The organism is Roseburia inulinivorans DSM 16841 (assembly GCF_000174195.1).
In the GTDB taxonomy this organism is placed as follows: domain Bacteria; phylum Bacillota; class Clostridia; order Lachnospirales; family Lachnospiraceae; genus Roseburia; species Roseburia inulinivorans.
The window spans coordinates 22,783-36,085 of sequence record NZ_ACFY01000113.1 but is presented as its reverse complement, the minus strand read 5'-3'; the positions used below and the strand labels follow the sequence as shown (position 1 = coordinate 36,085).

15 protein-coding genes and 1 pseudogene are annotated in these 13,303 nt (G+C 54.6%); all 16 read left to right on the top strand.

Features of this window, described 5'->3' with window-relative positions:
• Nucleotides 1–60: 60 nt before the first annotated feature.
• The 16 genes and pseudogenes from ROSEINA2194_RS12945 (at nt 61) to ROSEINA2194_RS12875 (ending at nt 13,298) form a co-directional block, all read left to right on the top strand.
• Complete coding sequence (locus tag ROSEINA2194_RS12945; RefSeq protein ID WP_007887871.1) at nt 61–705, top strand: CHC2 zinc finger domain-containing protein; 645 nt, start codon at nt 61–63, stop codon at nt 703–705.
• Entirely contained in the window at nt 674–2,011 is a 1,338-nt protein-coding gene (locus ROSEINA2194_RS12940; protein WP_003500111.1) for a virulence-associated E family protein, read from the top strand. The genes ROSEINA2194_RS12945 and ROSEINA2194_RS12940 overlap by 32 nt, the downstream gene beginning before the upstream one ends.
• 241 nt (nt 2,012–2,252) lie before the next feature.
• The gene (locus tag ROSEINA2194_RS12935; RefSeq protein ID WP_003020324.1) at nt 2,253–2,450 is read left to right on the top strand and encodes a hypothetical protein; all 198 of its coding nucleotides are present in this window, start codon (nt 2,253–2,255) and stop codon (nt 2,448–2,450) included.
• The gene (locus tag ROSEINA2194_RS12930) at nt 2,451–4,121 is read left to right on the top strand and encodes a recombinase family protein (RefSeq protein ID WP_007887864.1); all 1,671 of its coding nucleotides are present in this window, start codon (nt 2,451–2,453) and stop codon (nt 4,119–4,121) included.
• A gap of 90 nt (nt 4,122–4,211) precedes the next feature.
• Nucleotides 4,212–4,295: pseudogene (locus ROSEINA2194_RS20480) on the top strand (Maff2 family mobile element protein); the annotation flags it as partial.
• 40 nt (nt 4,296–4,335) lie between these two features.
• On the top strand, nt 4,336–5,202 hold the full coding sequence (locus ROSEINA2194_RS12925; protein WP_007887863.1) for a VirB6/TrbL-like conjugal transfer protein, CD1112 family: 867 nt from the start codon (nt 4,336–4,338) through the stop codon (nt 5,200–5,202).
• Between the two features lie 13 nt (nt 5,203–5,215).
• Nucleotides 5,216–5,668, top strand: coding sequence for a SpoVG family protein (locus ROSEINA2194_RS12920; protein WP_007887861.1), 453 nt, complete (start codon nt 5,216–5,218; stop codon nt 5,666–5,668).
• A 9-nt stretch (nt 5,669–5,677) separates the two neighbouring features.
• Nucleotides 5,678–6,331 (top strand): DUF7007 domain-containing protein, encoded by a 654-nt coding sequence (locus ROSEINA2194_RS12915; RefSeq protein WP_007887859.1) that lies wholly within the window; start codon nt 5,678–5,680, stop codon nt 6,329–6,331.
• Nucleotides 6,332–6,375: 44 nt separating this feature from the next.
• On the top strand, nt 6,376–6,762 hold the full coding sequence (locus tag ROSEINA2194_RS12910) for a PrgI family protein (protein WP_003500106.1): 387 nt from the start codon (nt 6,376–6,378) through the stop codon (nt 6,760–6,762).
• Entirely contained in the window at nt 6,680–9,109 is a 2,430-nt protein-coding gene (locus ROSEINA2194_RS12905; protein WP_370672134.1) for a VirB4-like conjugal transfer ATPase, CD1110 family, read from the top strand. Before ROSEINA2194_RS12910 ends, ROSEINA2194_RS12905 begins: the two co-directional genes overlap by 83 nt.
• Before the next feature lie 279 nt (nt 9,110–9,388).
• The gene (locus ROSEINA2194_RS12900) at nt 9,389–11,056 is read left to right on the top strand and encodes a C40 family peptidase (RefSeq protein WP_007887854.1); all 1,668 of its coding nucleotides are present in this window, start codon (nt 9,389–9,391) and stop codon (nt 11,054–11,056) included.
• A 22-nt stretch (nt 11,057–11,078) separates the two neighbouring features.
• Nucleotides 11,079–11,345: a DUF4315 family protein gene (locus ROSEINA2194_RS12895; RefSeq protein ID WP_005927622.1), complete on the top strand. Its 267-nt coding sequence runs from the start codon at nt 11,079–11,081 to the stop codon at nt 11,343–11,345.
• Nucleotides 11,332–11,979 (top strand): DUF4366 domain-containing protein, encoded by a 648-nt coding sequence (locus ROSEINA2194_RS12890; protein ID WP_007887850.1) that lies wholly within the window; start codon nt 11,332–11,334, stop codon nt 11,977–11,979. Before ROSEINA2194_RS12895 ends, ROSEINA2194_RS12890 begins: the two co-directional genes overlap by 14 nt.
• Before the next feature lie 2 nt (nt 11,980–11,981).
• The gene (locus ROSEINA2194_RS12885; protein WP_003500082.1) at nt 11,982–12,173 is read left to right on the top strand and encodes a hypothetical protein; all 192 of its coding nucleotides are present in this window, start codon (nt 11,982–11,984) and stop codon (nt 12,171–12,173) included.
• The gene (locus tag ROSEINA2194_RS12880; protein ID WP_044928002.1) at nt 12,174–12,575 is read left to right on the top strand and encodes a cysteine-rich VLP protein; all 402 of its coding nucleotides are present in this window, start codon (nt 12,174–12,176) and stop codon (nt 12,573–12,575) included.
• A gap of 132 nt (nt 12,576–12,707) precedes the next feature.
• Nucleotides 12,708–13,298 (top strand): defense against restriction DarA-related protein, encoded by a 591-nt coding sequence (locus ROSEINA2194_RS12875; RefSeq protein WP_202615304.1) that lies wholly within the window; start codon nt 12,708–12,710, stop codon nt 13,296–13,298.
• The last annotated feature ends 5 nt before the right edge of the window (nt 13,299–13,303 follow it).

The following is a 13,303-nucleotide window of genomic DNA, read 5'->3' as shown; positions in this document are numbered from 1 at the left end:
ACTTGCCATTTTCAATCAGAGAATGTCAGGTGCTTTTCTTATTTTCAAGGAGGGATAGATTTGAATGTATTTGAAGCTGTGAAGCAGTCCGTCACAACAAGACAGGCTGCGGAGCATTATGGAATCCATGTAGGTCGGAACGGGATGGCTTGCTGCCCGTTCCATAATGATAAAACCCCAAGCATGAAGCTGGATCGGCGTTACCACTGCTTCGGCTGCGGTGCGGATGGGGATGTGATTGATTTTGCCGCCGCCCTGTATGGGCTGGCAAAGAAAGAAGCCGCCGTACAACTGGCAAATGACTTCGGGCTTTCCTATGAGGACTGGAAACCGCCGGGAAAGGCAAAAAAGCCCAAGCCCCGGCAGAAATCCCCGGAGGAACAGTTTCAGGAAGCAAAGAACCGCTGCTTCCGTATCCTTGCCGATTATCTCCACTTGCTTATGGCATGGAGAACGGAATATGCCCCGCACTCCCCAGAGGAAGCCTTTCATCCCCGGTTTGTGGAAGCCTTACAAAAGCAAGCCCATGTGGAATATCTGCTGGATGTGCTGCTGTTCGGGGAGACAGAGGAAAAAGCGGCTTTGATTGCGGACTACGGAAAGGATGTGATACAGCTTGAACAGCGAATGGCAGAGCTTGCAGCCGCAGACGCAGCAAGAACTAAAAAACACCATGAACGCCATGCAGCCGCCCCAGAGCATTGAGGAAATCAAGGCGGGGCTGGAAACCACCGAGAAAGGCGGTGTCCGCCAGAGCATACGGAACTGCCTGACCGTATTCCAGCGTGACCCTCTGCTTTCCGGGGCTATCGCATACAACATCCTGACCGACCGCAAGGACATCATAAAGCCCATCGGTTTTCACAGAGAAAGCACAGCCCTGAACGATACGGATATGAAGTATCTGCTTCTCTATCTGGAAGAAACCTATGGGCTTACCAATGAGAAAAAGATTGATAATGCCATCGGGATTGTGGCGAATGAAAACAAGTACCATCCCATCCGGGACTACCTAAGTGCCCTTGTGTGGGACGGGACAGAACGAATCCGTTTCTGTCTGCGGCACTTTCTGGGGGCTGACGCAGACGATTACACCTATGAAGCGTTGAAGCTGTTCCTGCTGGGTGCAATCTCACGAGCCTTTCAGCCGGGGTGCAAGTTTGAAATCATGCTCTGTCTGGTAGGCGGTCAGGGGGCTGGAAAGTCCACCTTCTTCCGTCTGCTGGCAGTCCGGGACGAGTGGTTCTCCGATGATTTGCGGAAGCTGGACGATGACAATGTGTACCGTAAGCTGCAAGGTCACTGGATTATCGAAATGTCGGAAATGATGGCAACCGCAAACGCCAAGAGCATTGAGGAAATCAAGTCATTTTTAAGCCGACAGAAAGAGGTTTACAAGATACCCTATGAAACCCACCCAGCAGACCGCCCCCGTCAGTGCGTGTTTGGCGGCACTTCCAATGCCCTTGACTTCCTGCCCCTTGACCGTTCCGGCAACCGCCGCTTTATCCCCGTCATGGTGTACCCGGAGCAAGCCGAGGTTCACATTTTGGAGGACGAAGCCGCTTCCAGAGCCTATATCGAGCAGATGTGGGCAGAAGCGATGGAAATTTACAGAAGCGGCAGGTTCAAGCTGGCTTTCAGCCCTGCCATGCAGCGGTATCTCAAAGAACACCAGCGGGATTTTATGCCGGAGGACACCAAAGCCGGGATGATACAGGCGTATCTTGATAAGTACACCGGGAGCATGGTCTGCTCCAAGCAGCTCTATAAGGAAGCCTTGAACCATGCCTTTGACGAGCCGAAGCAATGGGAAATCCGGGAAATCAACGAGATTATGAACCAGTGCATTTCTGGCTGGCGGTACTTCCCGAACCCAAGAATGTTTTCCGAATATGGCAGACAAAAGGGCTGGGAGCGTGAAAACCCGGCAACGGACTCCGGCAACCCGTCTGAAAAAACGATGGACGGTTTTGTGGAGGTCACAGAACAGATGGAGCTTCCGTTCTGAAAATGGCAGCCCGTTGCACCCCCTGTTGCTATCCCGTTGCCGAGCCGGTTGCCGGGGAAAATCCCGAAACTATCGGCTTTTCTCCCCTATGACAACCAAAACAACAGAAAAATAAAAGAAAAGTATAAATAGTAACCATCGCCAGATTGAGATTGTTTGCAAGGTCTTTTGAAGCCCGTTGCCGGACTTCGTTGCCGACACCCTCTGTCTGGCTATTTTCATGTATGGAGGATAACTGCCTATGGCAAAAAACAAAACAGAGATTCATGTTACAACGGTATTTGACGGGGAACTGGACGCAACCGATGTGTTCGTCAGCCTGATTTCCCAGAAATACGGTAAGACAAATACGAAAGAATATCTTGCTAAAAGGAAAGATATGAGCTATAATGAAGATGAGGTTCAAAAGAGCCAGATACCGTCTGGATTGTGTGGGTAAATGGCTATGATGAACGAAATGGAATACAGAACAATCGGTTCGGCACTTGCCGGAGGGTATCGTGCAGCGGTCTATTGCAGGCTGTCAAAGGACGATGACCTGCAAGGCGAAAGTGCCAGTATCGCAAACCAGCGTGATATGCTGGAAAAATACTGCGAAAAGCAGGGATGGGAGGTTGTGGCAGTCTATCAGGACGATGGCTTCACAGGTCTTAATATGGAGCGTCCTGATTTACAGAGAATGTTGAGAGCCATTGAGCGCAGGCAAATCAACCTTGTCATCACGAAAGACCTCAGCCGACTGGGGCGTAACTATCTGCAAACCGGGCATTTGATTGAGGACTTTTTCCCAAGAAACGGTGTCCGCTATATCGCCATGAATGACGGTATCGACACCCTGCGGGATAACAACGATATTGCCCCGTTCAAGAATATCCTGAACGAGATGTACAGCAAGGATATTTCCAAGAAAGTCCATTCCTCTTATCTTCTGAAAGCGCAGAAAGGACAGTTTACCGGGTGTCTTGCCCCCTTTGGGTATCGGAAAGACCCAGAGGACAGAAACCATCTGCTCATTGACGAGGAAACCGCCCCGATTGTGCGGCTGATTTTCGGATATGCCCTGAACGGTCATGGTCCGAACTATATCCGCAGACGGCTGGAGGAAGAAAAAATCCCCTGCCCCACATGGTGGAACCGGGAACGGGGGCTTCGCAATACCCGCACCAAATGGGAAAAGAAAGACCCGGAAAACGGACGGTATATGTGGGACTTCTCCGTTATCAAAGACCTCTTGATGAATCCCGTCTACACCGGGGCGATTGCTTCCCAGAAAAAAGACTACCGTTTCAAAATCGGCACGATTGGAGAAAAGAAGCCGGAGGACTGGATTGTGGTGGAGGGACAGCATGAACCGCTGATTGACCGCATGAGCTTTGACATTGTGCAGAACAAGCTGAAATCCCGCCAGCGTCCGGGGCAGACCAATGAAATCAGCCTGTTTGCCGGACTGATAAAATGCGGCGAGTGTGGGAAGTCGCTGACGATACGCTACACAAACGCAAAACATCCCCAGCAGATTTATTCCTGCAAGACCTACAATGCCTTTGGAAAGAACCACTGCACCCAGCACCGGATTGACTATGACACCCTTTACAGCCATGTGCTGCGGAAAATCCGGGAATGTGCCAGAGCTGCCCTGATGGACGGGAAAGCGGTTGCCGACCGCCTGACTAATACCTGTGAAGCCGAGCAGCGGGAACAGCGGGAAGCAATGGAACGCTCCCTTACAAGGGACGAGGAACGGATTGAGGTTCTGGATAAAATGGTCATGCGGCTTTATGAGGATATGATTGCAGGGCGTATCAGTGAGCAGAATTTCAACACCATGCTGGAAAAGACACAGACCGAGCAAGCGGAGCTTAAAGCAAAAGTGTCCGAGGGCAGAAAGCGGCTGTCCGATGAAGTCCAGCTTGCCAATGACGCAAAACAATGGGTGGAAGCCATTCAGGAATACGCCAATATCACAGAGCTGGACGCAGCCACCCTCAACCGCTTAATCAAAGAAATCGTCGTGCATGAGCGCATTGACGAAGATAAAACAAGACACATTTCTATCGAAATTCATTTTAATCTCAAACCCATCCCAGAGGTGGAACAGGTCACTGCCTGACCTGTCCCGCCGGGACGGTTCTCTTAAAAACACCATATAGATTTTTTGTACGCCGCCGCCCGCCATCGAGCAGAGTTTTACACCTAATTGGGGATAAAACAGCTCATGGCGGGCGGCGGTGTCGTTCTGATCGGCCTTCAGCTTATCCCTCTGCTGTCCGGCCTGTTCAGCTAAGTGTCACCCGTTGTCCCTTTTCCAGAAAAGGAGCTGATGTATGGACTTTATCATCGACGCAATCGTTGAATGGCTGAAAGGTCTGCTCGTCGATGGTATCATGGGAAATCTGGATGGCCTTTTCGATAACGTCAATCAGAGCGTTGGCGAGATCGCCACACAGGTAGGCACGACCCCGGCGGACTGGAACGCCGGGGTCTTTTCCATGATACGACAGATCTCCGAAACTGCCATTCTGCCAATCGCCGGGGTCATCCTCACTTTTGTTATGACCTATGAACTGATACAGATGCTCATAGAACGCAACAACCTCCATGAAGTTGACACATGGATGTTTTTTAAGTGGGTGTTCAAAACCTTTGTGGCTGTGATGATCCTGACGAATACCTTCAATATCGTGCTGGCGGTCTTTGATGTGAGCCAGCATGTGATACAGCAGTCAGCGGGCATTATCCAGAACGGGACAGAGATCACGCCGGATGTGCTGGACAGTCTGCGGACAGAGCTTGAGGCGATGGAGTTAGGCCCTCTGTTCGGACTCTGGCTCCAGTCCTTCCTGATCCAGCTTACCATGATTGCCTTAAACATCGTGATTTTCGTCATCGTATATGGCCGTATGATTGAAATTTATTTACTCACAAGTTTAGCGCCTATCCCGTTTGCCACAGTCCCCAACAGGGAAAACGGACACATGGGGCAGAACTATTTCCGCTCTCTCTTTGCGGTGGGCTTTCAAGGTCTATTGATCTTGGTCTGTGTCGCCATCTATGCGGTGCTGATCCAGAGTATCGCCACCGACGGCGACCCCATCGGGGCAATCTGGGGCTGTGTGGGATATACGGTGCTGCTGTGTTTTACCTTATTCAAAACAGGCAGTCTTGCAAAATCCATCTTCGGCTGCCATTAAGAGACTTCGGGCCATGCTGACCCGAAGCGGAAAGGAGAAATCCATGCAGGAAAAAACTGCGGGCGGAACACCAGCCGCCCCTATAAAGCTGGATGTAAGCGTGCGGGTCATCGAACCTGTGAAAAATCTGATGGGCTTTGCCAGCGTGAAATTCAATGACTGTTTTGTGGTGGAAAATCTGAAAATCGTACAGGGCAGCAAGGGCCTCTTTCTTGGGATGCCCAGCCAGCCGGACGGCAAAGGCGGCTACCGGGATATGGCCTACCCTGTCACAAAGGAGTTCCGAGAACAGCTCAACACCGCTGTTCTGCAAGCCTATGAGGCAAAGCTGGAACAGATGGCGGAGCGCGGCTCTGTGGGGCGTGCGTCCATCAGCGACCAGCTCAAAGCCGGGAAAGCGGCTGCTGAACAGGCAAAGGCAGAGCGGCCTCCGAAGGAAAAGCCCAGCCGCAGTGCAGAGCGTTGACCTCGGGCCATGCTGGCACGAAGCAGAAAGGAGGCGGGAACCATGCCACGCAAACGGACGGGCTATGACGCGGCCTGCTATTACGACGGAAAACTGCTGGGCCGCTGTACCAAAGCGGACAGTGACGCCTATACCCTGTTGATGAACGCCTGCGGCGGGGAGGCCGCCCGTGTCCTTCGGGAATACGCCTACTTTTCCCCGGAACTTCGCGCCATCTTGGAAAAGGCGGCGCTCATGCAGGCGGACCGGAGCCGGACGGGCGGAATGTTCCATGGGCCGAAAAGTTCCCCGTGGGGCGAGGTGCAGAATTGTGAAACCCTCTGTCCGGGGGTGTTTCTGGTATCTACCGCCAGCCACGGCGGAACGATGGTGGCAAATGAGGTAGCCGCCGTCCTCTCCCCAGCAGCGAAAAAGTGCGGCTTCAAGGACAAGGGCTATATCTGCTATGAGGAGGACGCACAGGAAAGTGTGGTGCTCCGGGAGCTGCTGGACAAAAAGCTGTGGAAAATCCCTGACCGCATTAAGGACAAAGGACAGTTTGAAGAAAAACTCAATCAGTCCATCCGGCAGTATCACCCCGAATACTGGCGGGCAAGGCAGAGCGGACGAGAGGCCGCCGAAGCTGCCCGCAGCACAGCCCCGGCCAAAGAGGCCGCAAGATAACCTCGGGTCATGCTGGCCCGAAGCAATAAAGGAGGTGTACCCAAATGGCCTATGTGCCAGTACCAAAAGACCTTTCCAAAATCAAGACAAAGCTGGCCTTCAATCTGACGAAGCGCCAGCTTGTTTGTTTTTCCAGCGCGGCGGCGGTGGGCCTCCCGGCTTACCTGTTTTCCCGTGGCAGTATCGGGAACAGCGCCGCCATGTTCCTGATGATCGGCCTCATGCTCCCGTTCTTCTTTCTGGCTATGTATGAGCGGGACGGCCTGCCGCTGGAAAAAGTGCTGAAAAATATCATCCGCACCCGGTTCCTCTATCCCCGTGTGCGGCCTTACAAAACCGAAAACTTCTATGCGCTGCTTAGCGCCAGAAAGGAGGCGCAGCCGATTGCGAAACAGCAGAAGGGCCGGAAAGCCCGCAGGCAGAAAGCCTGAAAAGCAGGGCCTTACCGGCCTGTTCACGAAAGGAAAGAACATTCCCACCACCGCCCAGCAGACCCTCCCTTACCGGGAAATGTACCGGGACGGGGTGTGCCGGGTAGCGGACCGCTATTACACCAAAACCATTGAATACGAGGACATCAACTACCAGCTCGCACAGTCCGAGGATCAGGCGGCCATCTTTGACGGGTGGAGCGCCTGCCTCAACTACTTTGACAGCAGCCTTCCGTTCCAGCTTTCCTTCCTCAACCACCGAAGCCGCCCGGGCAGCCGGTACAGCGTGAACATCCCCATGCAGGACGATGATTACAACAGCGTCCGGTGTGAGTATGTGGAAATGCTGGAAAACCAGATCGCCAAAAGCAACAACGGCATTGTCCGCACAAAGCTCCTGACCTTCGGCGTGAACGTGGACGACCTTTCCACCGCCAGGGCAAGGCTGGAACGTGTAGAGGCGGACATTTGCGGGAACTTCAAAAAGCTGGGCGTCAAGTGCCGTTCCCTTTCGGGGCTGGAACGGCTGGAACTTCTTCACGGGCAACTCCACCCCGGCAGCGGCTCCCCCTTCCGGTTTTCATGGGATATGATCCCCAAAACCGGGCTTTCCACCAAAGACTTTATCGCCCCGGACAGTTTCGATTTTCGTTTCAGCCGTCTGTTCCGGGTGGGGACGACTTGGGGCGCTGCCTCCTACTTGCAGATTTTGGCCTCGGAGCTCTCGGACAAGCTGCTGGCGGAGCTTTTGGAAATGGACGCGGAAATGACCATCACTCTCCATATCCAAACCGTCGATCAGGCCGCCGCCGTAAAATCTATCAAGGCCAAAGTCTCCGACATTGACAAGATGAAGGTGGAGGAACAAAAGAAGGCAGCCCGGTCAGGGTACGACATGGACATACTTCCGCCCGACCTTGTAACGTACAGCAACGACGCAAAGACCCTTCTGGAAGATTTACAGAGCCGGAATGAAAGAATGTTCCTGCTGACCTTCCTTGTGGTAAACATGGCCCCGACCCGCCGGGAGCTGGACAATGACCTGTTCACGGTGTCGGGTATCGTCCAGAAATACAACTGCACCTTGAAGCGGCTGGACTTCCAGCAGGAGGACGGTTTTCTTTCCAGCCTTCCGCTGGGTCATAACGGCATTGAGATCAAGCGTGGCATGACGACCAGCTCCACGGCCATTTTCGTTCCCTTTATGACGCAGGAGCTCCGCATGGATGGCGAAGCCGTCTATTACGGGCTCAACGCACTTTCCCATAACGTCATCATGGCAAACCGGAAAAAGCTCAAAAACCCCAACGGCCTGTTCCTCGGCGTGCCGGGCTCCGGCAAATCCTTTGCCGCAAAGCGGGAGCTTGTGAACGTGTTCCTTGCCACCCGTGACCGGATCATTGTGGTTGATCCGATGGGCGAATATTCGCCCCTTATCAAGCGGCTGGGCGGTCAGGTCATCGAGATCGCCCCGGACAGCCCCCACCACATCAATCCGATGGACATTGATTTGAGCTTCGACGAGGAAAACCCGATGGCGCTGAAAGCCGACTTTATCCTGTCACTGATGGAGCTGATCGTCGGCGGCAAGGACGGCTTGCAGCCGGTGGAGCGGACCGTCATTGACCGCTGTGTACGCCAGATGTACCGGGAACACTTGCAGGACCCGGAAACAAGCAAAATGCCGACCCTCCAAACCCTGTATGACCTGCTCTGTTCCCAGCCGGAGGGCGAGGCGGTACGGCTGGCAACTGCCCTTGAAATCTATGTGTCGGGTTCCCTTAATGTGTTCAACCATGAAACCAATGTGGACCTGAACCGCCGTCTGGTATGCCTTGACTTAAAAAAGCTGGGGGCCGGGCTTCGGACGATTGCCATGCTCATTATGCAGGACTTGGTAAACTCGCAGGTGTCCATGAATTTCCTGCGTGGTATCGCTACATGGTGCTACTTCGACGAGTTCCATGTGCTGCTCCGCGACCGGCTGACGGCAAGCTATTGTGTGGCGATCTGGAAAATGCTGCGAAAAAAAGGGTGCGTTCCGAGTGCTTTAACGCAGAACGTAAAGGATTTTCTGGCAAGCCCAGAGATTGAGAACATCTTTGAAAACTCGGACTTCCTTGTGCTGCTCTCGCAGGCACAGGGGGACCGGCAGATTTTAGCTAAACAGCTTGGGATCAGCCCCCACCAGCTTTCCTATGTGACCCATACCAATTCCGGCGAAGGGTTGCTGTTCTTCGGGAATACCACCATCCCGTTTGTTGACCGCTTCCCGCAGAATACCGAGCTGTACGCCATTATGACCACCCGCCCGGAGGACAAAAAACAGGAAATGAACCGGGCATAACACACTTCGGGCCATGTTGGCCCGAGGTTTGGAAAGGAGGGATACGTCATCGGAAAGAAACCGGACAAACGGAATTTTCAGAGGCCGGGGCCGACGGAGGATACCGGGGGCAATCGCCCCGGACCGGCTGAACGGGAAGGACCTTCCCCCGCACCATCCCGGCGTCTGCGGTTTGAGGACGAGGATACCGGACAGGACAGCCCTTCGGGCCATGATGGCCTGAAGTCCAAAAGCGGTAAGTTTCAAGAGGACAGCCGGAAAAGCCGTTCCTCTGACCGCATGAGGCAGGAAGATGAAGCGGGCGGGCCGCAGGATACCGGCAAGGCACAGGAGCCGGAGGGCTCCGCCGAGAAGGCCGGGAGCAAAAAGGACAAGTACCAGAAAGCACAGGCAAAAGCGGAACACGCCGGGGAAAAGCTGGGAAAGGCCCGGGAGAAACTGGACAAGACCGAGGCAAAACGGGCAGCGAAGAAGCCGCCGGGGCTTGCAAAAAAGGCAGTCCGGGGAGCCCGTACAGAAGCGTGGTTCTATGTCCACAACAAGATACACGAGGTTGAGCATGAAAATGTGGGTGTGGAAGGAGCCCATAAATCCGAGCTGGCCGCAGAGGCCGGAGCCCGGAAACTGACCCGCTATGCCAAACGCCGCTGGCGGGAACACCCAGCCCGGAAGGTGGCAAAGTGGGAACGGAAGGACATAAAAGCCCGGGCCAATGTAGATTTTCAAAAGATGGCCTCCGAGCACCCGGAACTTGCCAGCAATCCGCTTTCCCGTGTGCAGCAGAAATGGAAACTGAAACGCCGGTATTCCAAAGAAGCAAAGGCGGCTGCAAAACAGGGCGCAAAGGCCGCAAAGAAAACCGCTGCCGCTTCGGGAACTGCGACCCGTCGGGCGGCGCAGTTTGTGACCCGTCATCCCGTGGCGGTGCTGGTCCTGCTCCTGCTGTTGCTGCTCTGTTTTCTTGTGTCGGCGGTAAGCTCTATCTTTCCCACGCTTGGCAGCGGCCTTGCCAATGCGTTATCCGGCACCTCCTACGCCTCGGAGGATACGGACCTGCTGGGCGTGGACGAGGACTACACGGCACTGGAAAACGAGCTGGCGCAGACGGTAGCGAACATCGAAAGCACCCATCCCGGCTATGACGAGTACCGCTATTCCGTGGACGAGATCGGCCATAACCCCTATGAGCTGGCGTCCTATCTCTCGGCAAAGTACCATGTGTATTTCCGGGAACAGGTGCAGGACGAACTGCGAGAAATCTTTGAGGCACAGTATGAGCTGACCTTGACGGAGGAAGTCGAGATACGCTACCGCACCGAAACCAGCACCGACCCGGAGACAGGGGAAACCACCACCGAGGAAGTCCCCTATGAGTATTACATTCTCAATGTGACCCTCACAAACAAGACGCTGCCCGCCGTGATCCTGCCGAGGCTTAACGAACAGCAGCGGGAAATCTACACCGTTATGCAGCAGCTCAAAGGCAACAAACCCTATCTGTGGGAAGGGATTTACAACGGTGGCGAAGATACCGGCCCCAGCTATGAGATACCCGGCGAGGCGCTGGATGACCCGGCTTTTGCGGCGCTCATGGAAGAAGCCACAAAGTACATCGGCTGGCCCTATGTGTGGGGCGGCTCCAGCCCGTCCACCTCCTTTGACTGTTCGGGCTTTGTCTGCTGGGTGTACACGGCCAGCGGCGTCCACAACCTGCCCCGTACCACGGCGCAGGGCATTTACAACCAGTGTGCTATCATTTCTCCCTCCGAGGCAAAGCCCGGCGACATTATCTTTTTCACGGGAACCTATGACAGCCCCGGCCCTGTATCCCATGTGGGAATTTATGTGGGCGACGGGATGATGCTCCATTGTGGTTCGCCCATCCAATACGCAAACATCAATTCAAGCTACTGGCAGACACATTTCTATGCCTTCGGGCGTTTGTGAGCCAGAGGAAAGGAGTCCTTGCATGAACAAAATCGACAAGCTCGATAAGGAACTGGAAAAAGCCCGGGAGAAGGCCGCCGAATGGCAGGCCAAAATCCGGGAGCTGGAAAAGCAGAAACAGGAGGAAGAAAACAGCCAGATCGTGCAGGCGGTGCGCTCCCTCAAACTGACGCCCGCCCAGCTTATGGCTTTTCTGAATGACCCCAAAAACAGCCTTACCGCTTCGGGCCATACTGACCCGAAGCCGGAGGCACCCGAAAAGGAGGACACGGCCCATGAAGAAAACTAAATTTCGCAGGCTGGCGGCGATGGCTGCCAGCCTTTTGTTTTGCCTGATCTTTACGGTCCCGGCCTACGCCCAGAGCAGCGAGCCGCAGCCGGAGACAGCTCCCTCCCCGGCAGAAACCGAAGCAGAGCCGGAAACCCAGAACCCCTTTACCCCGGACGGGACGGGAACCGTGGTGGACAACGCCACCGACGAGGATGGAAAGGAGTTCTACACCATCACCACAGCAGACGAGAGCGTGTTTTATCTGGTGATCGACAAACAGAAAACCAGCGAGAACGTCTATTTCCTCAATACCGTTACCACAGACGACCTTCTGCCTCTTGCTGAACAGGGTAAGGAACCGCCCAAAGAAGTGACCCCTGAGCCAGAGCCAAAGCCCACCGAACCGGTGGAGGAAGTACCGGAACCCAAGCCGGAGAAAAAGGACAGCCCCCTTCTCTCTCTGCTCCTAATCGGTGCGGTGGTGCTGGCCGGCGGTGGAATTGGTTACTATTTCAAGATTTACAAGCCGAAGCATGAAGCCCCGGATTTGGAAGATGATTACTGCGAATATGAGGACGGGGAGCTGGAGGAGATCGCAGAGGAACCCGAGGACGAAGATACCCCGCCATGGGAGGAAGATACGGAGGAATGAGAATGAATTTTACAAGCAGCCCTTTTGAACGAATGATGAAGGAAGTACCGCACCCCGGCTGGGACAATGACGACCCTTGTAAGGGATGCCGTTATTACAAGGAGTGCAAAGGAAAGAAAAAACAGTGCCGGAAGAAGTTCCGGGCGCTGATCGTGGAGCCCCGCCCTTCGGGCCATCGTGGCCCGAAGTCATAAATGGACGCCCGGGAGCTGACCCGTGACGAGAAGAAGAAAATCCGCACTCTGGTCACGGGGGTGTGCGCCAACTATGACCGGGAAAGCGGCCTGTGCCTTCCTCTTGACTGTGCCTGCTATATGCTGCACAAGTGCTGGACAGGGGCGTACTGCCGTTACTTCCGTGAGGCTGTCCTGCCCCTTAACCCGGAGCTTCAAGCGGCGCTGACAACGGAAGGCATCTCCCCGGAGCTGCGGGCCTGTGCGGTCTGCGGAAAGGCATTTTTGCCCGAGGGGCGTCAAGCCTACTGCTCCGACGCCTGCAAGGCCGAAGGGAACCGACGGAAAAGCCGGGAACGCATGAGGAAAATGCGGGAGAAAAGGCCGGGCGGCTGTTACGATTTGCCGCCTCCAAAGGCTTGACATTCCGGGCTTTTTTGAGGGTGTTTCCGGGGTGGGAATATCTTATTACATTCCTCCCCGGTCTGCCCTCTTATTTCGTAACATCCAGCACTTCGGGTCATGTTGGCCCGAGGCACAGAAAGGAGGAATCTCTTGGAGACAGTACAAGGATATGTGATTTTGAAAGCTGCCACCTTTGAAACCGGACACGGCTTTGCGCTGGGGCATAATCCGGGAGCGCCGAGCCCCTTTGTGACCTGGCAGTTTACCGAGGGGGAAAACGGCCATCGGGATTACTACTGGGGCCGCTATGGAACCAGTCAGGCGTGGGCGCAGAGGGACTTTGACCGCCGGGTGGACGACTATCAGCAGTTTTACCATGCGGCGGTCAAGCATACCGAGCTGGGACCGGAGGGCGTTTACCGCTATTATTCCACCCAGCGGCCCGTGGACATAGGAACTTACCCGAAGCCGCCGGATAACCAGCCTCTTTCCATCGTCAACTACGATGATGACAGGCGGCGTCCTGTGGCAGACGGCAGGCTGATGGCATGGGGCGAACTGACCTACGCAAAGCCGCTGACCGAAAAGCAGATGGAGGATTATGAGCTGAAACCAGCACCGGGCAATCCTGACCGGGTGCGCCCATCCATTACTGCCCGGCTCAAAGATGAAACCAGAGGGCAGGAACCCCCGAAGGAACCCGGCCAGAAGCGAAACCATAAAAACCATGAGGAACGATAAAGGAG